This is a genomic window from Psychrobacter glaciei (assembly GCF_014652895.1).
Classification (GTDB): domain Bacteria; phylum Pseudomonadota; class Gammaproteobacteria; order Pseudomonadales; family Moraxellaceae; genus Psychrobacter; species Psychrobacter glaciei.
The window spans coordinates 44988-70281 of record NZ_BMZR01000001.1 but is presented as its reverse complement, the minus strand read 5'-3'; the positions used below and the strand labels follow the sequence as shown (position 1 = coordinate 70281).

24 protein-coding genes are annotated in these 25294 nt (G+C 44.6%); 16 read left to right on the top strand and 8 right to left on the bottom strand.

All coding sequences use genetic code 11. From position 1 onward, the window contains the following. Positions 1-447: 447 nt before the first annotated feature. The 5 genes from IE130_RS00295 to IE130_RS00275 all read left to right on the top strand — a co-directional run bounded on the left by IE130_RS00295 (position 448) and on the right by IE130_RS00275 (position 4836). Positions 448-723 carry a Trp family transcriptional regulator gene (locus tag IE130_RS00295; RefSeq protein ID WP_189580005.1) on the top strand — a complete coding sequence of 92 codons (276 nt, stop codon included), beginning with the start codon at positions 448-450 and terminating at the stop codon, positions 721-723. 87 nt (positions 724-810) lie between these two features. Next, entirely contained in the window at positions 811-2223 is a 1413-nt protein-coding gene (locus IE130_RS00290; RefSeq protein ID WP_189580002.1) for an anthranilate synthase component I family protein, read from the top strand. A 78-nt stretch (positions 2224-2301) separates the two neighbouring features. Continuing rightward, on the top strand, positions 2302-2949 hold the full coding sequence (locus IE130_RS00285) for an anthranilate synthase component II (protein WP_189579999.1): 648 nt from the start codon (positions 2302-2304) through the stop codon (positions 2947-2949). A gap of 7 nt (positions 2950-2956) precedes the next feature. Then, complete coding sequence (locus tag IE130_RS00280; RefSeq protein ID WP_189579995.1) at positions 2957-3700, top strand: lysozyme inhibitor LprI family protein; 744 nt, start codon at positions 2957-2959, stop codon at positions 3698-3700. 188 nt (positions 3701-3888) lie between these two features. Further along, on the top strand, positions 3889-4836 hold the full coding sequence (locus IE130_RS00275) for a DMT family transporter (protein WP_189579991.1): 948 nt from the start codon (positions 3889-3891) through the stop codon (positions 4834-4836). 192 nt (positions 4837-5028) lie between these two features. On the opposite strand, the gene IE130_RS00270 is transcribed toward IE130_RS00275, so the two are convergent. The 4 genes from IE130_RS00270 to hutC all read right to left on the bottom strand — a co-directional run bounded on the left by IE130_RS00270 (position 5029) and on the right by hutC (position 8465). Continuing rightward, on the bottom strand, positions 5029-5775 hold the full coding sequence (locus tag IE130_RS00270) for an amino acid ABC transporter ATP-binding protein (RefSeq protein ID WP_010201060.1): 747 nt from the start codon (positions 5773-5775) through the stop codon (positions 5029-5031). An 85-nt stretch (positions 5776-5860) separates the two neighbouring features. After that, a complete protein-coding gene (locus IE130_RS00265) occupies positions 5861-6598 on the bottom strand; it encodes an amino acid ABC transporter permease (RefSeq protein WP_275691767.1) in 738 nt (245 codons plus the stop codon). Next, on the bottom strand, positions 6598-7434 hold the full coding sequence (locus IE130_RS00260; RefSeq protein ID WP_189579988.1) for an amino acid ABC transporter substrate-binding protein: 837 nt from the start codon (positions 7432-7434) through the stop codon (positions 6598-6600). Before IE130_RS00260 ends, IE130_RS00265 begins: the two co-directional genes overlap by 1 nt. Positions 7435-7739: 305 nt before the next feature. Next, positions 7740-8465, bottom strand: coding sequence for a histidine utilization transcriptional repressor HutC (gene hutC, locus IE130_RS00255; protein ID WP_189582410.1), 726 nt, complete (start codon positions 8463-8465; stop codon positions 7740-7742). Positions 8466-8777: 312 nt separating this feature from the next. On the opposite strand from hutC, the gene hutU reads away from it, so the two are divergent. The 5 genes from hutU (at position 8778) to hutI (ending at position 16149) form a co-directional block, all read left to right on the top strand. Next, positions 8778-10505, top strand: a complete 1728-nt coding sequence (hutU, locus tag IE130_RS00250; RefSeq protein ID WP_189579984.1) for a urocanate hydratase — start codon at positions 8778-8780, stop codon at positions 10503-10505. Between the two features lie 32 nt (positions 10506-10537). Next, positions 10538-11902: a YjiH family protein gene (locus tag IE130_RS00245; protein WP_201574388.1), complete on the top strand. Its 1365-nt coding sequence runs from the start codon at positions 10538-10540 to the stop codon at positions 11900-11902. Between the two features lie 226 nt (positions 11903-12128). Then, positions 12129-13691 (top strand): histidine ammonia-lyase, encoded by a 1563-nt coding sequence (gene hutH / locus IE130_RS00240; protein ID WP_189579981.1) that lies wholly within the window; start codon positions 12129-12131, stop codon positions 13689-13691. Between the two features lie 23 nt (positions 13692-13714). Further along, on the top strand, positions 13715-14761 hold the full coding sequence (hutG, locus tag IE130_RS00235; protein WP_189579978.1) for a formimidoylglutamase: 1047 nt from the start codon (positions 13715-13717) through the stop codon (positions 14759-14761). Positions 14762-14871: 110 nt separating this feature from the next. Further along, entirely contained in the window at positions 14872-16149 is a 1278-nt protein-coding gene (gene hutI / locus IE130_RS00230) for an imidazolonepropionase (RefSeq protein WP_227676127.1), read from the top strand. Positions 16150-16507: 358 nt separating this feature from the next. On the opposite strand, the gene gdhA is transcribed toward hutI, so the two are convergent. Continuing rightward, positions 16508-17854 carry an NADP-specific glutamate dehydrogenase gene (gdhA, locus tag IE130_RS00225; protein WP_189579972.1) on the bottom strand — a complete coding sequence of 449 codons (1347 nt, stop codon included), beginning with the start codon at positions 17852-17854 and terminating at the stop codon, positions 16508-16510. 542 nt (positions 17855-18396) lie between these two features. On the opposite strand from gdhA, the gene IE130_RS00220 reads away from it, so the two are divergent. From IE130_RS00220 to IE130_RS00195, 6 genes are all read left to right on the top strand, one after another. Next, on the top strand, positions 18397-18759 hold the full coding sequence (locus IE130_RS00220; RefSeq protein ID WP_189579969.1) for a roadblock/LC7 domain-containing protein: 363 nt from the start codon (positions 18397-18399) through the stop codon (positions 18757-18759). A gap of 177 nt (positions 18760-18936) precedes the next feature. Next, a complete protein-coding gene (locus IE130_RS00215; RefSeq protein ID WP_189579966.1) occupies positions 18937-19431 on the top strand; it encodes a PAS domain-containing protein in 495 nt (164 codons plus the stop codon). A 3-nt stretch (positions 19432-19434) separates the two neighbouring features. After that, positions 19435-20184: a PhnD/SsuA/transferrin family substrate-binding protein gene (locus IE130_RS00210; protein ID WP_189579963.1), complete on the top strand. Its 750-nt coding sequence runs from the start codon at positions 19435-19437 to the stop codon at positions 20182-20184. A gap of 11 nt (positions 20185-20195) precedes the next feature. Then, entirely contained in the window at positions 20196-20819 is a 624-nt protein-coding gene (locus IE130_RS00205; RefSeq protein ID WP_189579959.1) for a hypothetical protein, read from the top strand. Between the two features lie 140 nt (positions 20820-20959). After that, positions 20960-21574 carry a hypothetical protein gene (locus IE130_RS00200; RefSeq protein ID WP_189579957.1) on the top strand — a complete coding sequence of 205 codons (615 nt, stop codon included), beginning with the start codon at positions 20960-20962 and terminating at the stop codon, positions 21572-21574. A gap of 385 nt (positions 21575-21959) precedes the next feature. Further along, positions 21960-22640, top strand: coding sequence for a class I SAM-dependent methyltransferase (locus IE130_RS00195; protein ID WP_189579954.1), 681 nt, complete (start codon positions 21960-21962; stop codon positions 22638-22640). Positions 22641-22670: 30 nt separating this feature from the next. Here IE130_RS00195 and IE130_RS00190 read toward each other — a convergent pair whose 3' ends face one another. From IE130_RS00190 to IE130_RS00180, 3 genes are read right to left on the bottom strand one after another with little or no spacing between them, the layout of a single operon-like run. Further along, positions 22671-23225, bottom strand: a complete 555-nt coding sequence (locus IE130_RS00190; RefSeq protein ID WP_189579951.1) for a GNAT family N-acetyltransferase — start codon at positions 23223-23225, stop codon at positions 22671-22673. Between the two features lie 56 nt (positions 23226-23281). Beyond that, positions 23282-23986 (bottom strand): nucleotidyltransferase family protein, encoded by a 705-nt coding sequence (locus IE130_RS00185; RefSeq protein ID WP_189579948.1) that lies wholly within the window; start codon positions 23984-23986, stop codon positions 23282-23284. After that, positions 23983-25290 (bottom strand): XdhC family protein, encoded by a 1308-nt coding sequence (locus tag IE130_RS00180; RefSeq protein WP_189579945.1) that lies wholly within the window; start codon positions 25288-25290, stop codon positions 23983-23985. Before IE130_RS00180 ends, IE130_RS00185 begins: the two co-directional genes overlap by 4 nt. Between the last annotated feature and the right edge of the window lie 4 nt (positions 25291-25294).

The following is a 25294-nucleotide window of genomic DNA, read 5'->3' as shown; positions in this document are numbered from 1 at the left end:
TAGAATTATTTTCAAAGGTCGTTAGATAACCTTTGAAATAGTGCCTATCAGAAGATTTAGTACTTTAAAACACTTGACTCATCGTGCGAATAACATTATTAATGTTAATGATAATTATTAGCGTTTAAATAATGAGAGGCATAATAACGAAGTATTAACAATTTGGCAATAATTAATATAAAAATTTGCATGAATAATGCTGGTCAAGCACGAATATAAAATGAGATGCTTTGATAATTACAAATACAAGAGTATGCAGGGCTATAAGCACGGCTGATTTAGCATTGATGAAAGATCAACTAGTGATTGTCTTGATCAATAATAACGATATGGTCTAGCACTTGTTTTTCTTGTACTACTGTACTAGAATACTGAAACAAGATAGTTCTCAGCGAAAAATTACTCGATGAGCGACTTATCTATTTTCTTTGGCTAAGATTACCTATTATGACTACAGATCCTTATCAGAGCTTAGTGAAACATTTGACGAACTGTACTGATAGCTCAGATATCGACAAGCTGCTCAGTGCACTGCTGACGGATAAAGAGCAGCACGACATCGCCAACCGTATTCGGATTTTTGATTTGCTTGATCGCGGCATCACGCAACGTGATATCTCTGAGCAGCTACGCGTTGGTATCGCCACTGTCTCTCGCGGCGCCAAGGCTAAGCAAAGCCATGACGTGAGCGCGTTGCTGGCCACTCATAGAAGCCGCTCTTAAGCCATTTATTTCAGCACTATCCACCTTTTTAATTGCTACTCTCTTACTTATTAATCGACACACATTTGATGAATTTCGGACTTTGTTATGACCTCTATTATTCGCATACAGACCAAGCCTGCTCCTATTGATATTCCGAGCAAACCAAAGCGTATTAAGCTCACGCAAGATATTGATTTCTTTGCGCTATTCAAACGCATCGAGAGCGCTTTTGATACCTGCTATTTGCTCGAATCATTGGGCGAAGACAGCCATATCTCACGCCATCATGCGATAGGTTTTGATCCTGTCACGACCATAGCTGCATTAGATCGCACTACGCTTGCCATTACCGATAATAAAACCGCTGAAACCAGCCGTTATCAAACTGACAACCCTTACCAACTGCTCCGTACCATCACGCCGCAGCATGTCATCGCCCGCGATCAAAGCGGCGGTCTGGTCGGTTATTTGGGTTATGACTGCGTTAACTTCTTTGAGCCTAGCCTTAATGCAAAAGCCAGCGAAGATTTTGAGCCATTTAAGTTTGGTGTGTATTTAGATGGATTGACCCTAGATAAAATGACGGGGGAAATCTTCTATTTTTATTACCCGACCGCTCAGCAAGAAAACCGTATTGAGCAAATCAAGGCCCTACTCAATGAGCCAACGCCTAGCTATGAAGCGCCGAAAGTCGAGTTCTTAGGTGATGGCATGAGCCAAGAGGAGCATGCCAATGTCGTCATGAAAGTCAAAGAGGACATCATCGCTGGGCGTATCTTTCAGTGTGAGGTAGGCTTTAAGTCTAAATATCGTATTGCCGGTGACAAGATGCCAATCTATGAAAAGCTGCGCGCCGTCAATCCATCACCGCACATGTACTTTATGAAATTCGCTCAGCAGTGCATCATTGGTGCCTCTCCTGAGCTGCTATTCCGCTTGCGTCAGGGTGAAATGGAAACGTATCCGCTCGCAGGCACTGCCAAGCGCGGGGTCGATGTGATCGAAGACCGTAAGCTTGCCCGCGCACTGCTCAACGATGATAAAGAAATTGCCGAGCACAATATGTTAGTTGACTTGCATCGTAACGATATTGGCCGTGTGGCACGATTTGGTACGGTAAAAGTCCGTAGCTTGATGGATATCAAACGCTTCTCACACGTACAGCATATTTCTTCTGAAATCGTTGGTATCTTGCACCCTGATGAAGACATGTTTAGTGCCCTTGCCAGCAACTTCCCTGCTGGTACCCTATCAGGCGCGCCTAAAGTAGAAGCCATCAAAGTGATTAATGAGCTAGAGCCAGACGGACGCGGTGCTTATGGCGGCGCATTAGGCTCGTTTAATTTCAATGGTGATTGTATCTTTGCCATTCCTATTCGCAGTCTATTCATCAATGGCGAGTCTGCCTATGCCCAAACTTGTGGTGGCAACGTTTATGACTCAAACCCAGCCGATGAATACTTAGAGATTCAGCGTAAACTGTCTGCGATGAAAGTCGTATTAGACAGCTTTATGTAACTGTAATTTGTACCAACCGTAATTCGTACATTGACCATATTTTACCTAGCTATATTTTTACAAAAGAGTTTATGACCCATGAATGTTTTAATTATTGATAACTACGACTCGTTTACCTTCAATCTCTACCAATATGTGGGTGAGATTTTGCAAACCTTGAACAGTGATAAAGAAGCCAGTGTCATCGTTAAACGCAACAATGAGATTACCTTAGCAGATGTGCAAGCGATGAATCTGGATAGAATCATCATCTCACCTGGCCCTGGCTCCCCCGATGATCCAGCGTACTTTGGTATCTGTGCAGAAGTCATAGAGACACTGGGTAAGACCGTTCCACTACTAGGCGTCTGCTTAGGTATGCAAGGTATCGCTCATGTGTTCGGTGGTGATGTGGTGCGTGCCAGCGTACCGATGCATGGTAAAGTCTCATCGATTCGCCATAATGGTTTAGGTATCTATCAAGGCCTGCCGCAAGAGCTTGAGATCATGCGCTATCATTCACTAATTGTGAAAGCCGATACCATACCAAGCTGCCTCACGATTACCTCTGTGGTCGCCAATGACAGCCGTGCGGATTTGAGCTTTGATGAGTCAGCGCTGACTGGGGATGAGATTATGGGACTGGCGCACAAAGACTATCCCATCCAAGGCGTACAGTTTCACCCAGAGTCCTTTGCGACTGAAGGTGCGAAGCGTCTGTTAAGTAATTTTTTAATGCAGGTATAGATCCATCATGTCTATCATATCCCCAAATATAAAGCGCTCAGTCACACGTATGACAGTGTTTGCTAGCCTGATGCTAGTGGCTTTTATGAGCTCAGCAGTGGCACCTATCGAGGCAAACTTTATATTGGGCATGGACGTTCAAGGTCAGCGTCTGAATCTCTATGAAGACTGTGCAGAAGGCAGCGTGACTTGTGACAATATGCTACTGGTCGCACCTGATGTAGGGCTGTTGCTTCAAACAAAGCAGGCGGGCAAAAGACTCGGTAACACGCCTTATGCCGTCAAGCTTTATCCTGCCAAAACCAAGCACAGTGTGTGTAATGATGGCGTGACCCCTTGTGGGTTTCAGGGCTATACATTTAAGGGTGAAGACTTCAATGGATTTATAGATCCCTTAAGTAATGAGCTATACATAACCAGTAACTGGACAACCGATAGCGATACTTTTCTCTACACAGAAAACCGCACGTATTTGCCATTGGTTTCGCAAGCCAAACTGATTGATACGATGTATAAAACCTCCGACCAAACGTTAAATAGTGGCTACAATAATACACGGCAGGAGGTCAGACGCCTCTATGGCACACAGATGGCAGACGACTTAAAGCTAGAGCAGCAAGCGTGGATAAAGCAGCGTTCAAAAGACTGCGGTGCCGACGTCAAACATCAACCAAGAACCCAAGCTGAAAAAGTGTGCTTTATTCAGCAAAACGATACCCGAGAACAAGCGTGGTTTTTGTGGATTGATTAAATTTAGGGTACACCCTAGTAGCCATTTCTTCTCTTTTAGTGATAGACTAAAAAACAAACAAAAGACAGCCTTTCATCAGGTTGTCTTTTCTTATTTGCGCGACTTTCAGTATGTGCTCGGGCGCTTGACTTGAGTCGCTGGTAATCTTACAAAACCTTGTGTCACTTAGATAATAAGAAGAAAATAATATGGCAAACACCGATAGCGTCATGTCAGCGCGGCAATCATGGATAGGCACTATCCAAATCATTACGGCAGCTGTCTGCTGGGGTACGTTAGGTATATTTTCTACCTACCTTAATCAAATTGGCTTTAGCGGCTGGCAAGTGACGATATTACGCATCGTCACGGCAGCATTTATTATTCTAGCCATGCTACCAAAACTGTGGCCACATCTGATCAAACTACGACCCAAGCAATGGCTCGGACTGGCGCTCCAGTCTTTGATAGGTGTGCTTGGTATGTCGTTATGCTATTTTTTTGCGGTGATTTACGTCGGTGCTGGACCTGCTGTCGCCTTGCTATATACCGCACCCGTTTTTAGCTTATTATTTTCGAAATTCTTGCTTAGTGAGTCCATTACACGCAAATCAGTCTTGCTGGCATTAATGGCAGTGTTTGGTGTCGGCTTAACGATGCTGGGCGAGCAAGCGCAAGTCAACTGGGGTATTTTACTCGGCTTGTCAGCAGGAATGTGCTACTCCTTATATGGCGTGTTGGGCAAGCGCGCGATGCACGATGCTCACCCTGCCCCTTTGGTATTCTTTACTTCCATTATCATTAGTGCCGGCGTACTACTATTCTTGCCCGACACCTATAATACCTATGAGCAGCTGCTCACTTTACCTTTACTGACTTGGGGCTATGTTTTAGGGTTGTCATTATTGGGTACCGTGGTGCCTTTCGGGCTATACATGAAAGCGTTAGAAAAATTGCCCGCCACTCGCGCATCAGTCTTTACGATTTTTGAACCGTTGACTGCGATTGCCCTTGCGGTGCTGTTACTACATCAATCCTTGTCTTGGATTCAGTATCTGGGCGTGGCGCTTATTTTGCTCGCGGCTTTATTAAATGCGGTGTTAAACGGTACTGCTACGCGCGTACCTCGTTGGTTAAAACAACGGCAAAAGATATAGGGTCTGTTGAACATTCAAATATTAGGACTGCTGATATCAATTTTTCTTGCTTGCTCATTTAAAATACACTCTATCCGTTTCTATAAAAAAGCCCCAACCATGACATCATAGTTGGGGTTTCTTGGTTTCATCGCTTAAAGACGAACACTGTACGATAAGAAGAGCTAATAGACAGCTTGAATTATCTCAAGCCTACTTCTGATCAATACGCTGTAAAAATGCTTGCGTACGAGGATGCTTTGAGTCCTCAAACAACTGCTTGGCACTGCCTTCTTCGACGACAACACCATCTTCGATTAAAACCACATGATCGGCGACATCACGGGCAAAATTAATCTCATGCGTGACTACGACCATCGTCCAGCCTTCAGACGCAAGCTGTTTCATCGTTTCAAGGACGTCTTGTACCAGCTCTGGATCAAGCGCGGACGTTGGCTCATCGAACAGCAATAATGACGGTTCGATAGCTAACGCACGTGCAATCCCAATACGCTGCTGCTGACCACCAGATAGCTGAAACGGATACAGATCGGCTTTATCTGACAGACCAACTTTCTCAAGCAAGACCACTGCCTGCTCGCGGGCTTGCGCTTTGCTTTGTCCTTGCACCACCGTTGGTCCAAGCATCAAGTTTTCAATGGCTGTCTTATGTGGAAACAAATTATAAGACTGAAAAACCATACCTGACTTACGTTGCAGTGCGAGCAAGGTTTTTTTCTTAGGTTTAGTGGCAAAATCGACCGTAAGGCTGTCATCGTCAAAAGCAATCACGCCTTGATCTGGAATTTCCAGCGCATTAAGACAACGTAAAAAAGTCGTTTTACCTGACCCAGATGGTCCTAATATCACGACCACTTTGCCTTTTTCGATGGTCAAATCAATGCCTTTGAGCACTTGATTGCTACCAAAGGCTTTGTGAATATTGGTGACTTGAATCATAAAGGTTCCTGTTGTGCTGATGATGCTAAAGCTATCCTGCAATAGGTCAGTAAGCAATGTCATACTAACCTATTGCTATCTGGCGCTATTTCGCCACGTAACGATCAAGCCTAGTTTCAAGCTTGCCTTGGATAAAGGTCAAGAATAAACAAATACCCCAATAAATCACCGCTGCCTCTGTATAGACCAGCATAAACTCATAGTTACGAGCCGTGATAATCTGCGCTTGTTTAAACAGCTCAGTGACGAGCACCAATGATGCAAGCGACGTGTCTTTTACCAAACTGATAAAGGTATTAGACAACGGCGGCACCGACACTCGTAGTGCTTGCGGCAAAATAACATGGCGGAAAGTCTGTAGATACGTCAAGCCAACGGTCGATCCTGCTTCCCACTGTCCTTTTGGGATGGACAAAATAGAGGCGCGCACCGTCTCCGATGCGTAAGCACCAATATTCAGCGAAAAGGCAATAATCGCGGAAGGAAACGGATCAAGCTTCAGTCCAACACTAGGCAGTCCGTAAAAGATGATAAACAACTGTACCAGCATCGGTGTACCGCGAATCGCAGACACATAAATACGAGCAAGCCTGTAGACAATCTCATGGAACCAGCTGGCACGCGGAATGATACGAATCAGCGCCACTGTCAACGCAATCGCCATACCAATCGCAAATGAGATCAACGCTAGCGGTATCGAATAATAGATACCGCCTTTGAGCATTGGCCAAAATGAATTGATGACAATCTGCGCCCGATCCGGATCCATGAATGGCAACAATGCCAGCAATTCAGCTATCCATGAGGTTATAGAAGCTAGCATTATTTTTGTTGACTTATATCAGCACCGAAGAAATCTTGACTAAGCTTGGTCAACGTACCATCAGCTTGTAGCGCAGCCATTGCTTCATTTAATTTTGCTACAACAGCATCATCGCCTTTAATCAAGACTAATCCTGAACCAGTCTGCTCACTAGCAGGAGCAACCAATTTAATCTCAAGCGCGCTGTCTGGGAATTTTTTCAGATAATCTAATATTGCAAGGTTATCATTCATCGTAAAGTCAGCACGGTCTTGTTTGACCAATTGAATCGCTTGTGCCATGCCATCAACAGGAACGATTTCTGCACCGTAACGCTCTGCAAGTTCACCATAGTTACTGCTGAGTGATTGCGCCGTACGTAGACCTTTTAGGCCTTCCCACGAGCTATAACGATTATCGTCCGTTGGTGCCAATACAACCGCGCCCGACCAACTATAAGCTTGAGCCTTATCGTACTTAGCTAAGCGCTCAGGCGTCGTCAAGCTGACTTGGTTGGCCACCATATCAAAGCGTTTTGAATCCAAACCTGCCAGCATCGCATCCCACTGGGTTTCTTTGAATTCAACCTCTACGCCCAGTTTTTCCGCCACTGCGCGCGTCACTTCGACATCATAACCCGTGAGTTTGCCACTCTCATCATGATACGTGAACGGAGGATAAGTACCCTCTGTACCGACGTTGATGGTGCCGCCATTATTGATACGCTGTAGCAAATCAGAACCGCCTGTTGCAGCGCTGTCAGTTGCCGTGGTATCGGCTTCGTTGGTAGTAGATTGACCACAAGCGGCAAGGAACATAGTGCTGGCGGCAAGGGCTAAAAGAGTACGACGTTTCATAAGACGTCCTTATAAGAGTAAATGAATAAAGTGAAAACGCATAAAGCTAATAAATAGGGAAAGCCGGCACAAGAGAACAGTATAAACTGTCCTGCAATATTCGGCTTTGACTGCCCAATTTGAGGTTATTTAGGCGATTTTTCAATGCTATTTCTAGTTTATTTTTGAATTTTTAACGCTTGTTCAAATCCTATTACTATTCAATAAATAGTAATTGCTGCTCATTAAATACCAGCTTATGGATATAGTATCTCACTTTAGACAGAAAAAACGTACACAATCAGTGAGTATACGTAAGGTGCTGGCTATAATTCACCTGAAAACTGATAGCGATCACCAGCATGCCACATTTTCACAAAAGTAACGACTTGGCCTGCCGAGTAGGTCTGGCGACGCAATACGAGCGTCGGTGACTGCGGGGCAATTTGTAGTGCACTGGCTACTTCATCAAGTGCCGCTAAGGCCCGAATAGTATAGTTGCCACGCTCTAGTGGACTTTTGGCAATGAGATAGTCACTGGTATTGACCACACTAAAATCCTGCTCGATAAACGCTGGTACTTTATTCGCATCTACCCAACGTTCTTCGAACTGTATGGGCTGACCATCGGCAAAGTGAATGATTTTTACCTCGTATAAAACAGCTACTTCGTGTTCATTACGATCATCATCCTTATCAATACCAAATTTACGCCGTAATTCATCGTCCAACATAGCGGCAGTTAGCGTGCGCTTACTCACTACTTGTGCCTGATAATCGCGATTGGCAGATTTTAAATCCTGTGCAATATTACGCACTTCTACAAACGTATGATTGAACTGCTGCTGCGCGACAAACGTTCCCGACCCCTGCCGACGCTCTAATACCCGCTCTTCGCTCAGCTCTTTTAGCGCACGGTTCACCGTCATCCGCGACACACCAAACTCCGCTGCCAGTGCCATTTCTGTCGAAATCGCATTACCCGCTTGCCATTTACCAGAATGAATGTTGTCTAATATGGCGTTTTTTATACGTTGATACGCCGGAATCATTTTTGTCATGTTCGCCTTTAACTGTCAGTTTCACCAATGAGAATAGCGTCATAATATCACGAGATACCCTCATGAACGTCAGCAAAACCACATGACACCTACCTATCTACCAAAATGCGCACAAAAATAATTGAGTTATTTATAAAAACTTCTTGCATGAAAAAAGTATCTTTGATAATTTGTATATACAACTTTACAGCAGCATAAACAATCTGCTTTATCTACTCGATATTTTGCTGCGTTTATAGCCTGACTATAAAACACATACTTTGATTACTGTATCGACCTATTCGCTATCACAAGGATATGATCATGACGACTGACCATGGAACCAACAAAGAGACTAAGCTGACCCGCCGTGACGAAAGCCGCGAAATCGCTGCGCCTACTGGCAGCACCCTACATTGCAAAAGCTGGCTGACTGAAGCCCCTTATCGTATGCTGCAAAACAACTTGCATCCTGATGTGGCGGAAAACCCAAAAAGTCTAGTGGTGTATGGTGGTATCGGACGCGCAGCCCGCAACTGGGAAAGCTATGATCAAATCTTAGAGTCATTAAAAGAATTAGAAGATGACGAGACATTATTGGTGCAATCTGGCAAACCCGTCGGCGTGTTTCAAACACATGAAAACGCACCACGCGTGTTGATTGCTAATTCGAACCTAGTACCGCGTTGGGCAACGTGGGAGCACTTCAACGAGTTAGATCGCAAAGACCTAATGATGTATGGCCAAATGACTGCTGGTAGCTGGATTTATATCGGCACGCAAGGCATTGTCCAAGGAACTTACGAGACTTTCGTTGAAGCGGGTCGTCAGCATTATGATGGTAGCTGGGCAGGTCGTTGGATTTTGACCGCTGGTCTTGGCGGTATGGGTGGCGCACAGCCATTAGCAGCGACTTTCGCAGGTGCGACATCTCTTAACATCGAATGTCAGCAGTCTAGTATCGATTTCCGTTTGCGCACGGGTTATGTCGATAAGCAAGCGGACAATCTTGACCACGCTTATGAATTGATTAAACAACATACCGATGCGGGTGAAGCCGTCTCTATCGCCCTACTTGGCAATGCCGCAGACATCTTGCCTGAGATGGTCAAGCGTGCCAAAGTAGGTGGCGCTGGCGGCATGAAGCCTGACTTGGTCACCGATCAAACCTCAGCACACGATTTGATTAATGGCTATCTGCCAAGTGGCTGGACAGTGGAAGCATGGAAAGCCGCACAAGAAGATTCAGAGCAACACGCAGCACTGACTAAAGCAGCAGCCCAATCTTGTGCGGTACACGTACAAGCGATTTTAGATTTACAAGCGATGGACATTCCAGCGACCGATTATGGCAACAATATCCGTCAGGTCGCTTTTGATGAAGGGGTCAAAGATGCCTTTAACTTCCCAGGTTTTGTCCCTGCTTATATTCGTCCGTTGTTTTGCCAAGGTAAAGGCCCATTCCGCTGGGTAGCACTGTCAGGTGATCCAGAAGATATCTATAAGACTGATCAAAAGATTAAAGAGCTGTTCCCTGAAAACCAACATATCCATCGCTGGTTAGATATGGCAAAAGAGCGCATTCAGTTTCAAGGCTTGCCTGCTCGTATCTGCTGGTTAGGATTGGGCGAACGTGACAAAGCTGGCTTAGCGTTTAATGAAATGGTCAAAAACGGTGAGCTAAAAGGCCCGATCGTCATTGGTCGTGATCATTTGGATACTGGCTCTGTTGCCAGTCCAAACCGCGAAACAGAAAGCATGAAAGACGGCTCAGACGCGGTATCTGATTGGGCACTATTGAACGGTATGCTTAACGTGGCAGGCGGTGCAACTTGGGTATCACTACATCATGGTGGCGGTGTTGGCATGGGCTACTCGCAGCATTCAGGCATGGTTATCGTCGCAGACGGTACGGATGCGGCTGCCAAACGCTTGTCACGAGTACTTGTCAATGACTGCGGCTCAGGGGTTATGCGTCATGCTGATGCAGGTTATGAGTTAGCGATTAAAACAGCGAAAGAGTATGGTTTGAATTTGCCAATGATTAAGTAGCCTGTCAAGCACATTTTATCAAGGAGGATAATATGATTGAGCAAAATACGACACCCGGTCTGAACGATGAAAACGCGACGACATCGTCCAAAAAACTGCTATCAACCCCTATTGCATTAATACAGCTTATCGTATTCAGTGCTATCGGTTTAGTCATGTTTTTCGTACCATTTACCATTGGTGAAAAAAGCACGATTTTGTTCGATCATGGCGCGACCTATCTGGTCACTCAGCAGCATACCTTGTCCGTGACATTACTGTTTTTACTCATGCTCTATGGAGTGAGTAAACCATTTATCGATGGCTCATGGCGTAAAAATATCACCCATATGATTATGACTGCTTTTAAAATCATGGGTCTGATACTGGCAGTGATGTATGTTGCTGACGTAGCGCCCGCCTTTATGATGGAAAAGGACATGCTGCCGTTTCTATTTGAAAAATTGGCCTTACCAGTCGGCATGATTGTGCCAATTGGCGCGCTTATTTTGGCCTTCTTGGTTGGTTTTGGCTTACTAGAAATGGTCGGTGTACTCATGCAGCCGATTATGAAACCTATTTGGAAGACCCCGGGTTCATCAGCGATTGATGCCGTTGCTTCTTTTGTCGGTAGCTACTCTATTGGTTTGCTCATCACCAATCGTGTGTACTTGCAAAAGCAATATTCAGCGCGTGAAGCCATTATTATTGCGACTGGATTTTCGACTGTATCAGCGGCATTTATGGTTATTGTTGCCAAAACGCTTGGATTGATGGAGTTTTGGAATATGTTCTTCTGGTCTACGCTAGTGATTACCTTTATTGTCACTGCGATTACCGCTCGTATTCCACCTATCAGTCTCGTTGATGATAGCGTTGAACGTCCAGCTTTAGACCATAAACGTGGTACACGGCTAGCAGCTGCGTTTGATTTAGGCTTGTCCACTTCGCGCCGTGCCACTGACCTCAAACAAATCTTATGGTCTAACTTTCGCGACGGTCTAACGATGGCCGCTGCTATCGTGCCATCTATCATCGCTGTCGGCTTAACAGGATTGCTATTAGCAAAATATACGCCAGTTTTCGATGCCTTGGGCTTGCTTCTTTATCCCTTTACATGGCTTGGCGGCCTACCAGAGCCGCTCGTCGCGGCCAAAGGAATGTCAGCGGGATTGGCTGAGATGTTCTTGCCAGCATTATTACTAAGTGAGGCAGATATTCTGACACGCTATGTCGCAGGGGTCATTTCCATTAGCAGTGTGCTGTTCTTCTCAGCCATGATTCCGTGTGTGCTTGCGACCGAGATTCCAGTCTCTGTTGGCAAAATGGTCATCATTTGGTTCGAGCGAGTGGTACTCAGTATTTTATTGGCTGCGGCATTCGGACATCTGGCGATGTACTTCAACTGGATTGGTTAGAAAATTGAAACCCGATAATACATATTACGTTAACTAAAAATACTTAAAAAACGCCATTTTAGCAAAGACACCCATTAAAAATAATATAACCCATATAGTTGATTCAATTTAAAAGTAGTACAAGGCAACCGAGTGTAGATGTATATGTAATACTTCAAGCGAGGTTAACGCTGTAATACCTTTATAGTGGAATGACTATATGGCTTACAACACTAGGATTACCCCTATGAACGACATCAAACAACTAACCTTACACCCTCGCCAGCTTAGCTTTAAAATGCTACGTGATATCTATGAGCAGCCTGTCATATTTACACTACCTGAGAGTGCTTATGCCGCAATAGATGCCTCACACGAAGATGTGCGTACCATCATTGCACGAGACAAAAGTGCCTATGGCATCAACACGGGTTTTGGCCTGTTAGCAAAAACACGTATCAGTGATGATCAGCTTGAGCTGCTTCAGCGTAACCTGATCGTTTCTCACTCAGTGGGTACTGGTGAAGCACTTCCTGCCGGCGTAGTACGACTGATTATGGTGATGAAAGTTGCCAGTTTGGCTCAAGGTGTTTCTGGCGTACGTCGCGAGGTAGTAGATAGTTTGCTGGCCTTAATTAATAATCAAATCACGCCAAATATCCCAGCCAAAGGATCAGTTGGCGCATCTGGTGATTTAGCCCCTTTGTCACACATGACACTTGCGATGATGGGTGAAGGTGATGTCTTTGTTGCTGGTAAAAAAGTGCCTGCTGCTGACGCTCTAGCCCAGCATGGACTTGAGCCTATTACTCTTGCAGCCAAAGAAGGCCTTGCACTGATCAACGGTACGCAAGTATCAACTGCACTGGCATTACGTGGTTATTTCTTGGCACGTGATTTACTTGAAACAGCTACCATTGTCGGCTCACTGTCGATTGATGCTGCCAAAGGCTCCGATTCACCGTTTGATGCGCGTATTCACGAAGTACGTGGCCATCATGGTCAAATCGAAATCGCCAAAGCACATCGTCAGCTAATCAAAGGTAGCGCTATTCGTGCCTCACACGATGGCGAACAAGACGATAGAGTTCAGGACCCTTACTGCTTACGCTGTCAGCCGCAAGTCATGGGTGCCTGTCTTGATATCATCAACCAAGCAGGGAAAACCTTATTAATCGAATCCAATGCGGTAACTGACAATCCACTTATCTTTAATAACGAAGATGGTCCTGTCGCCATATCAGGTGGTAACTTCCATGCTGAGCCAGTCGCTTTTGCCGCTGATATTTTAGCCTTGGCAATTGCCGAGATTGGTTCTATGTCTGAGCGCCGTATCGCTTTGCTAATCGATGCAACTCTGTCAGGTGGCTTACCGCCATTCTTGGTTGATAACGCTGGGGTGAACTCAGGCTTTATGATTGCTCATGTGACCGCCGCAGCACTGGCTTCAGAGAATAAATCTATCGCCCATCCTGGTAGCGTCGATAGTATCCCAACCTCTGCCAACCAAGAAGACCATGTGTCTATGGCCACCTATTGCGCACGCCGCCTATACGAGATGGCGCAAAACACCGCGACCATCATTGGCATTGAGCTATTAGCTGCTGGTCAAGGTATCGATTTTCATCGCGGACTAGACACTTCAGAGCCGTTGACTGTGGCACATCAGAAACTACGTGAGCAAGTGACTTTCTATGACAAAGATCGCTACCTCGCCCCTGATATTGAAGCGGCCAAGCAGTTAGTATTAGACGGTACGCTTGCTGAACACTGGCAGTCACTACGCAGCAACTGGTATGAGTCTAAATAAATATTAATTTGCGGAGAACGGCGATGACAATAGCGAGAACAACAACACCGAATACCACACGCATTAGCCATACACCTGCTGATATGACCCAGTGGACAGGACGTGCAGAGCCATTTGAGACTGCGCGTGCCCGCTATTGGTATCAACTTTCTCAGCCTTACGAGGATCAAAATATTGGGCTAATTGGCTTTGCATGTGATCAAGGCGTCAGACGCAATCAGGGCCGCGTGGGTGCTAGAGCTGCCCCGCCATTGATTCGTCGAGCTTTTGCTAAGCTGCCAGTCATCGCTGATTTACAACAACGTTTTGATGGTCAATTATCAACCTTATTGGGTGATGCTGGCGACATTTATTGTGATGATAATGATGGCTTTGCCGAGAGCACCCTTGAGCAAGCTCAGATTAAATATGCCGATGCAGTGAGCACTATCGTTAAGCAAGGTGGATTACCCATCGGACTGGGCGGTGGTCATGCCATTGCTTATGGTAGCTTTTTAGGGTTGTGGCAGGCCTTAGAAAATACGAAAAATGCCAATGTCACACCTACTATCGGGATCATTAATTTTGATGCCCATCTTGATATTCGTCAGTCGGATGTAGCGACTTCTGGGACACCATTTCGCCAAATTGCCGAGCATCTTGACGCACACGATCAGCCTTTTCACTACTGCTGTATCGGCGTCAGTCGCTTTTCTAATACGGCAGCGCTTTTTGATCGCGCTGAACAATTGGGCGTACAGGTTATCAGTGATGAAGACTGTCATTATCAGCCTTGGGACACACTTGCTGAGCGGGTCAAAAACTTTGTAGATCAGGTCGATATAATATATCTAACCATCGATATGGATTGCCTACCATCTAGTATTGTCCCGGGAGTGAGCGCACCTGCCGCTTACGGCATTGAACTAGGTTTTGTTGAGCGTATGGTCAAAACTATCATGGCATCAGGCAAAGTAAAAATGGCAGACATTGCTGAGATCAATCCTACCTTTGATATTGACAGTCGTAGCTGCAAAGTTGCTGCTCGCTTACTAGCCACTATTGTAGAGCAGCACTTACTTAGCGCTTAGATCTTACCAACAAAGATCACTGACTTCACAATAATTAGGAGCATATTATGAATGAATTAAAGAACTCCATATCGAAAAATCCTATAGAACAAACGCTAGATGCATCTACTATGACATCATTTGACCATGTCATTATCAATGCCAATCTTGCGACGTTTTCAGCGCAGCATGGTTTTGGTATTAATACAGGTGGTGATACAAATGAGCAGGCTGATAGCATCCCATATGGCCAGTTACTTAACGCGGCTATCGGTATTAAAAACGGCAAAATTGCTTGGATTGGTGCACAGGAGCAAATTACTGCTTATTTGCCGCATTATCAAAAACATCAAATCACAGACGTCGATAGCAAATGGCTAACCCCAGGGCTTATCGATTGTCACACGCATATCGTTTATGGCGGCAACCGCAGCAATGAATTTGAAGCGCGCTTGCAAGGTGCTAGTTATCAAGACATTGCAGCACAAGGCGGTGGTATTGTCGCGACTGTCACTGCCACCCGCGCCGCCAGTATTGAATCGCTATTTGCACAAAGTGAAAAACGTCTACTCGCGCTTATGAAAGAAGGCGTTACCAGTATCGAAATCAAGTCCGGTTATGGTTTGGACTTGAACACTGAGCGCAAAATGCTCACGGTCGCCCGTCAGCTAGGAGAAAAATACGACATTCATGTGAGCACCACTTACCTAGCAGCGCATGCCCTACCCACTGAGTACAAAGACCATGCGGACGACTATATCGAGCAAGTCTGCGAGTGGCTGCCGATTCTACATGCAGAAGGCTTAGTCGATGCAGTCGACGGATTTTGTGAAAACATCGCCTTTAGCACAGAGCAAATTAGACGAGTGTTTGAAGTGGCTCGTTCATTAAACCTACCAGTCAAACTGCACTCTGAGCAATTATCTGATATAGGTGGTAGTGCCTTAGTTGCTGAATACAAAGGGCTATCGAGCGACCATCTAGAACACTTATCAGAAGAAGACATCAAAAAAATGGCGGCTAGCAATACGGTTGCCGTGATATTGCCAGGGGCGTTTTATACACTACGTGACACTAAGTTGCCGCCGATTGAAGCTTTGCGCAAACACCAAGTTCCTATAGCGATTTCAACCGATTGTAACCCTGGTACCTCACCGTTAACGTCGCTGTTATTAACGATGAACATGGGCTGTACGCTGTTTTACCTGACACCCGAAGAAGTGCTGGCAGGCTCGACCGTCTATGCAGCTCAAGCTTTAGGACTACCGAATAAAGGAAAAGTAGAAGTGGGCTGTGATGCTGATTTGGCACTATGGGATATCGCCCGTCCTGCGGATTTGGCTTACCAGATGGGATTAAATCCTATCCAAGGCATTATGGTTCAAGGTAAATGGCGCGAGATAGTATAGCTAGAGTGGATTTACTTTAAAACAGAGACAGTGCGGCTGGGATGAATTTTTCGTAGCCTCTGTGATAGCAGCAAGCAAGGAAAATTTATACCAGTCGCATCTATAGTCGGTGAACTACTAAACCGCTACGGCGTTACCCTCCTTAAATGTACTACTTGTACAATCTACAGTCGGCTGCCTTGTACCCATTTTAGAGTTCTTTGACTATAACGAGTAATATATCGATATTATTCTGAACTGACTATAACTCATCTTGATTTATCGCCATTAAAAAAGCCCCAATCATTCAACGACTGGGGCTTTGCTATTTGTCCATATGAACCAACTATTAAGGCTTGTTTAACCCATATAAGTAAGACTAGTTCAAAATACCAAAAGCGACCAACGCATCAGCCACACGTTTGAAACCAACCATATTGGCACCAGCCATATAGTCGACATAACCATTGTCAGTTTGACCATATTGTTCTGAAGCGTTCGCAGCACTGTCGTGGATATCTTTCATAATACCTTTTAGACGCTCATCGACTTGCTCAAAGGTTTGATATTGACGTACAGAGTTTTGCGACATCTCAAGCGCAGATACCGCAACCCCGCCAGCGTTAGCGGCTTTACCAGGTGCATAATGGACTCGGTGCAAACGGATATGATCAATCGCTTCAGCAGTGAGCGGCATATTAGCGCCTTCGACCACGTACTTCACACCATTTTCGACGAACAGTTTGGCGTCAGCTTCATTGACTTCGTTTTGAGTGGCACATGGAATCGCAATATCAGCCTTAAACTGCCACGGTTTTTGTTTGGCAAGCCACTCTCCACCATGAACATCAACATAATCTGCTAATGGTTTGTTCTGTTGTTTTTGTTTTTTGAGCCAATCTATTTTTTCTTGATTGAGGCCTTTTTCATCATACAACGTCCCTTGCGAATCAGACACAGTTATTGCCATACCACCAAGTGCATTCACTTTTTCGGCAGCGTGCAATGAGACATTACCTGCCCCTGATATCAGCACCTTTTTACCTTTGAGCGTGTCATTTTGGGCGAGAAGCATATTTTCTAAGAAATAAACCGCACCATAGCCAGTCGCTTCTGTACGCATCAAGCTGCCACCGAAGCCCACGCCTTTTCCAGTGATAACACCTGTTGATTCGCGTGTTAAATTTTTATACATCGCAAACATGTAGCTGACTTCTCGACCACCGACGCCGATGTCACCAGCAGGCACATCCATGTCTTTGCTCACATAATGATGCAGCTCACGCATAAAGGCGTAGCAAAAACGGCGAATCTCACTGTCCGTTTTACCTTTAGGATCGAAATCTGACCCACCTTTACCGCCACCAATAGGCAAGCCAGTTAGGGCATTTTTGAAAATTTGCTCAAAGCCTAAGAACTTTAATACCGACTGATTGACGGTAGGATGGAATCTAAGACCACCTTTATAAGGGCCTAAAGCATTACAGAACTGCACACGCCAGCCACGATTGACTTGCACGTCGCCTTTATCATCTTCCCAATTGACACGAAAACCAAATACCCGATCAGGCTCCACCAAACGCTCAAATACTTTCAATGCACTATATTCAGGATGAGCATCATATAAAGGTTGAATCGTAATCGCCACCTCTTTTACTGCTTGAATAAACTCTGGCTGATGCGCATAACGTGCTTCGATTTTTTCGATGGCCTGACTGATACTCATACATCTCTTCCTTAGGATAAAACTGGGGATCATATTTACTTACGTCAACGTCACGTCATATCACAACGGATAAGAGGATTACGGACGCTAACGTAAAACTGAAATCGCCCCTATACAAGGTTCTGTATAGAGACAAATGGGATTAAAAAAGCTGACTGAATTTGTGCTTATATGGCAAATTTAGAAGTGACAACATTTTTCATCTTACAACTATATATCATCTTTAAGACTGATAAGTCTAGTAAATATCTCCATCATAAAACTCTATAAGCAATTTTTGTTGGCTAAATTTAAGCTGTTACGTTTAACCGCTCATCGACTAGACATAATAGAAAAATGTCATTTCTCTCTAAAAAATAAAGACAAAAGGAAAATATTTGATGATAAACGGTAAAAAATACCAAAAAATTCGCTTTTTATTGAGCAAATGTATATCAATATTACTAGTAAGGAATTATAATACCTTTCTTATAACAAGGATATTTCTAGCTAATTCAGCTAGTTCATAAATACAAACCAATCACCAGTACAGAGAAAGCGATATGCGTACCGATTCATTTCAACAGATACTAGAAGACCTAAACAGCTCATCGGCAGATGTTGAAGCATCTGCCCTAATCTCTAACGATGGTCTGATGATTGCTTCAGCTCTACCAACTGGTATCGATGAAGACCGTGTAGGTGCTATGTCAGCAGCATTATTATCGTTGGGTGATCGTGCAGGTCGTGAATTGGCACGTGGCAGTATCGATCGTATTATGATTCAGGGTGAAAAAGGCTACGTTATTATGACGTCATCAGGAGATGAGGCGGTACTCACTATTATGGCAAAACCAAATGCCAAGCTTGGTTTGATATTCTTAGATATCAAACGTGCCTCAGAAGCCCTTGCAAAGCTGATTTGATCGGCGACTGCTTATTGAATTTATTAGCTTTTTAATTACTATAAATATAGTCGATTCAACATAATTTGGATACAAGGAAGTCGAGTGAAAGTACTACGAGTAGTAGACTAAGCAAGGCTGACACCTTATCCAATTTATAGAGGATTGACTACATAATGACCAATGAAGGAGATGACCATGGGTTCTCCAATCCCTGATGCACACAAGCCTGATATGCCTGCCGAACAGATTACCCTGACTTACCATGATGGCACGTCGCGTACTGTCTATGACACTGGTATCGAACGCCCTTATCCAGATGGTAAATTGATTGTATCGCGTACCGATTTGGATGGCGTACTGACACACGTCAACGATGCTTTTGTTCAGATTAGCGGTTACCATGTCGATGAATTGATTGGCCAGCAGCATTATATTTTGCGCCATCCTGACATGCCAAAAGCGGCTTATAAAGACCTGTGGGACACTGCCGAAGCAGGGAAAAAATGGCATGGCTACGTCAAAAACTTGTGCAAAGATGGTAGTCATTATTGGGTCTATGCAACCGTCGTACCTAACGTTCGTCACGGCGAAACCGTCGGCTATACATCCGTACGACGCAAGCCATCACGCAGCAAAATCGAAGCGGCAATGGCGCAATATGCCCAAATGAAACAAAACGAGGAAGGCTAAATCATGACGACACACAATATGTTAATCGCCCCAGATTTTTCACCTGAGCGTTTTGCAGGCTGGCACATGTTCAATACGTTGATTCAAAAACGTGCCAACTTAAATATGCACTTGAACATCCCCGCATCACATGCTGAGCAAGAGCAAGTCATTAATGCGGGTGACATTCAGGTCATTTACGCCAATCCCTTTGATGCAGCAACCCTAATCCGTGAGCAAGGCTACCGTGCCGTCGCCCGCCCTATCGGAAAGTCTGATGAGATGGTCATTGCCGCTGCTGCAAATAGCGACATCAACCACTTAGAAGACATTCAGGCTGGCGCGACTGTCGCCATGGCAGACAACCGAGATGTCAAACTGATTGGTTTGCGATTACTAGAAGCGGTTGATATCGAAGAATCTGATCTGACATGGGATGTCACTGAAACCTATCAGGCAGCTGCCCGTAAAGTTATTAAAGGGGATGCCCAAGCCGCGTTCTTTTTGGCAGAGATTTTTCATAGCTTTTCGCGGTTGACCAAGACCCAGCTCTCCGTACTTATCGAAAGTGATTTGGCAGATATCAGCCATGTACTCCTGATCAAAGAAGATTTTCCAGATGCGCAAATCTTTATAGAAGCGATTCTTAATTTGCATAACGATGATGATGGCAAAAATGCCTTAGCTGAACTTGGTATGCCGCAAGGGTTTGAGGCGATGAATGAAGAAGACGCCGAATTTATGATTGATTTGATGCAGACCTTGCTGGACTAAGGAACACCATTATGTCTGATGTAGACCTTATCAAAGAGAATGAGAAAGTTGCGCACCGAGCATTTCGGTTTTACTCACGCAAAGTATTTTTGGCACCCAACAACCGCCACTTTCATGAACAACGTATCAATGCGGCGCTACTACTGACTGAAAGAGAACCGCTGCAAGGCGCTGTTGCAGATTTTTTTTATGGCTGTTGGTATGACATTCCTTATGATGTAAATAACCTGTTCATTCGTGTCAAAGATCGCCTATACCCTCATATTCAACAAGGGTTTCGCGACTGTATCGATAAGAAAAGATATATTCAACGCAATAGTATGCTCGCGACCCGTTGGAGTGTATTGATATCGCCGTCTCTCAATGAGCAAAAACAACGGTTACGTATCAGTAGCGATGATGCCAAAGAAATCGCTAAAGACATCTCGACGGAGCTAATGCAAGCGCGTGATGACAAAGATTGGGGCACGATTGAGCAAATCGAAAATGAGTTCTTTGCCCACTGTATCGCGCGCAATGATCGTTTGGCGTTTTCCTTAGTATGGTTTCGCTTGGGCAAAAGTGATTGGCAGTTTGATATACGTTGGGATGATTGCCAACAGCACCTTGATCAAACTATAGCCAAATCCATATAAATCCGCTACATCGTCATCCTCGCTAAGCATATTAATGTATAACTTGCGCTCGGTTTCCTTGTATCGAAATTATTTGAACTCAACGATATGAAAAACTAATTTATCGCCACTCTATAACCTTCATCATAATGGTAGTTACTATGTCTTCTTATTTAAATGCTGATAAAACGTATCTAACTCTGACCCCAGCCGGTATTTTTGAAGCATTTTCACAAAATGAACCGACTGCTGAGCAGCTAGCATTACAGGATTTATTGTCTTACGATCAGACATTGCTCGCTGCTGATTGGCTCCAGCGTTATTCTGACACTTGGCTACAGCGCTTTATAGAACATGGCTGGATTGAAAAACTGTCTCTTCTGTTACCAGCGCCCAATCTGCCACTAGATCAGTTTTTGCCCTATGTGGTTGCCAGCTTATCGGGCAAACGCCGTGCTGCCATTGGCTCTGATGAAGGATTTTGCTTGGCACGTATTGGCTACAGCCAAGAAGAAGCAGATATGCTCAGTGTGGCGGCGGCTGATTTTTCAGGATTTATGCTACGACAAAAGCAACGTGGGTGGGCAGTAGAAAGCCAAGCTATCTCATTCTTTCAGCAAGTTGACCTGCTCATTCCTGAGACCAGCTTTGTGTTTTTATGGATAGATAATGCTGGCTACGTTCTCATCATCGATGGCGAACCTTTGACCAATAGCCGTGCCTTTGTAGAGCTGGTATGGGCACTAAAAACTTCTGGGTTAAGATTTCTGAATTAATTCAGTTGAACCAATTGATATACTGCTCAACATCAATATTTCACACTAGAATAATACTCAGTGCGCTTATATAAAATTAAGCGCACTGCCGTCTCTTACACCAACTCTTCTCATGCCATTCATTTTTCTACGGCTTTCTAATTCTAGTCAATGTCACACAGTAATAAGAATACCCTCAGAATTAACAACAACTTGTCAACGTTTAGGTCATACTCCTCTCATGCATGTAAGATGTTTTCTTACCGCTGTTTAAGTTTCCATAAAACCCTAGCTTCTACAAAATATAAAGCCTCCAAGATTTAAATCACCTCGTCCAACGTCCTACCTTACTGAAAGTGGCAACCTCTGCCAAACTTTGCATTCTTGCTTATTTTTAGGACAGTTTATGACTTCGCTGACCACTGTGCGCGTGCGTTATCAAACGATTGAAATTGGCAACACCGATATCCATATTTGCACCCTGCGTGACAACCAACAATTTAGTGACCCTGACGATGAAGCGTTGAATTTGGGCATTTGCTCGGCTTCTTGGCCGATGTTTGGGGTGATATGGCCGTCAAGCTTGGTACTGGCCAATCACATGCTCGATTACGATATCGCAGGCAAACGTATTTTAGAAGTTGGCTGCGGTATGGCGCTCTCTAGTCTACTACTCAATCACAGACATGCTGACATCACAGCGACTGACTATCATCCAACGGTTGAGTATTTCCTTGATAGAAATACCACGCTGAATAATAACAAAGAGATCAATTTTGAGCGTTTAGACTGGGCAGAAGACAATAGCCATCTGGGCAAGTTTGATATGATTATCGGCAGCGACTTGCTTTATGAAGATCAGCACATCGATATACTGGCTGAGTTCATTGACCGTCATGCTATGCCAACCTGCGAGGTCATCGTGGTCGATCCTGGTCGCGGTCGCAAAAATAAACTGACTAATAAGATGGCTGAGTTTGGCTTTAGTAGTCAACACGTCAAGCCTGAGAATACCACTTATCTGGATTTACCTTTTAAGGGGCATATCTTGACATTTTCGCGGGTTGAGACTGGTCAAAACGAATAAACAATACAGAGCCCTTTTACAGTAAGTTTTCTATATATTTTGCCACTGCTGACGAGATATCTTGTACAACACATGCTCAGCAAGCGGATGAGTTGATTTGAGCGCAGGATGATAAAAATTGTCTTGCGTATCCGTCATACCAATGCGCTGCATGATCAGTTGCGAGCGCTTATTAATGACCGCCGTAAATGAAACCACTTCCTCAAGCCCCAGCTCAGTAAAGGCAAAATTCAAAGACGCACGAGCTGCTTCAGTAGCATACCCTTGTCCCCAATGTTCTTTGCTCAAACGCCATGCAATCTCAACCGCAGGAGCAAAGGACATATCAGCATGCGTATCGTTTAATCCAACAAACCCGATAAAGCCACCGCTATTTTCTTTATCACCTTTTAGGCTAACTGCCCAAAGCCCCCAGCCATTATCTGCAATAAGCTGCTGGCACTTATTGGCAATGACATCACTTACTTTAGGGGTTAACAACTTAGGAAAGTATTGCATTACTTCTGGATCAGCGTTCATTTCAGCGAATATCGCAAAGTCGCTTGCTTGCCACTGTCTAAGGTAGAGGCGTTCAGTTTCTATCATATTTATAATTTTATTCTCTCGCGTCTCATGGTTTAAAATAAATTATATTCGTAAAGCTAGTCATCAAGCCAGCCTTGCTGTTTTGCATATGCTAGCTGCTCAGGCGTATCAATGTCATAGCTAAGTTGATCATTATCGACCCTCCCTATTTGATCAGTGGGCAATCCTCTGATTAGGTTACGAAGCCCTTTATCGCCTATCAATGCTGACTGCCACTGTCTAAGCAATTTATAGTTAATTACTAAAGGTAGACCTATGATATCAGATGCACCCTCATGCAGATTTTGGTGTTTTTCTAAAGGTTGCCAATGGTGATAGTTACTCGCAACCACAGCCTGCTTGCCAGCGAGCAAAGCCGTCAAATGCAACTCATCTAGTAAAACTTGATCCACTCCCATGATGAGCACTCGATTGATTGACGGATTTTCAAAACTAGCGATGGTTTCAATACCCAAACTTAAACTATGCGCCATACCTGTGTCAGGTTGTGGATTCACCACTATTTGAACCGATGGGTGTTGATCAGCTAAATCCGTAATCGCACTGGCAATCAAACGACGATTATCAGGAATAACGACAACGATAGCTTGCGGATTGGTGCTCAGTGCCAGTCGAGTCATGCAGGCAATTAACGGCTCGCCATCCTTAAAAAGCATCTGTTTTGGTTGACCGAGACGCTGACTGATGCCACTTGCCAAGATGATGACCGCGTGATTTTGGCACTGTCTTACATTCTCTTTTTTAAAATCATTCTTGCTCATACAACACTCGGCACAATATCAGAATCACTACTCGTCTCTGCTATATCTGAACAGTGATTGTGTGAAAATTCTACTGGTTTGCTTTGCCCGTGCATGACCGTATTTATCTCTGCCATGATACCGAGCGCGAGTGCCTCAGGGCCGTCGCCTCCTAACTTATAGCCAATCGGATAATGCAATTTATGGATACCAGCCTCTAAAATAGTAGGATTGCTGATATTTATGCTAATTTCATTGATTAAACGTTCGGTCCGGTAGCGCGGCCCCAACTGTCCTAAGTATTTATAATTGTCTGGATGCTCTAACAGTATCGCGAGACGAGCACGATCTTGACTCAAACTGTGTGACATTAGAGCGACTGCGGCGTTATGGCTCAGCTGAAGCAAAGTCTCACTGTCATCTAAAGATAGCGACATCACCGCATCCGCTTGAGGAAACCGCATGCGCGTCGCATATTGCGCGCGACTATCTATAACTGTCACATGCCAATCTTGTAGCTTGGCCATGGTCACCAGCGGCATCACATCATTACCCGCCCCGCAAATCAGTAAGCGCAATTGTGGTTGCAGGCGTTGCACGAGCCACTCTGTTGTTACTTCATCATTCTCTATAGTCACATATTCAGTGGTCTTATCAGACAGCTTATATTGTGCTAATTCTTCTACGGTATTAGCAAGTATATTTGAAGGGTTTATTTTCCCTTGTTCTGGAATACTTCCCAAACTGTGATATTCATCTAAATTAATACGCATGCCAACTTGCAAGTTATCACTGTTTTGCGATATAGAATCTCGAAACTGTCCATCGTTAGCGCGTATTAAAGTCGCCACTGTGATCGGCTGCTGAGTACGTCGAACTTGACGAATTGTCTCTAACAGTGGCTCAGCCGTTGCTAATCGCTCAAATAGTACATGCACTCGTCCATTACAGCCCAAGCCAAAATTTAACTCATCAAAGTTCGCATCATCTAAATCACTATCTGACTCATTATATATATCAGACTTAGTTTCCTTAACGCCTACTTGCGCTTGGCCATTGTCAGCATATTCAATATCATCACCCGTTTGATAAACCTGCACATTGGCACCATCACGAGTAAGCCAAAAGGCACGTTTGATAATGTGCGGCTCTAGACAGCCTCCACTGATCATCCCAACCGAGCGACCACCCTCACAGATGAGCATCATCGCGCCAGCACGACGATACGCTGAGCCCTCGGTGCGTACGACCGTTGCCAATACAGCATCAACGCCTTGCTGCTTAGCCGTACTTGCCAGCTCAAGAATGTCAGCGACCTGATTCATAACG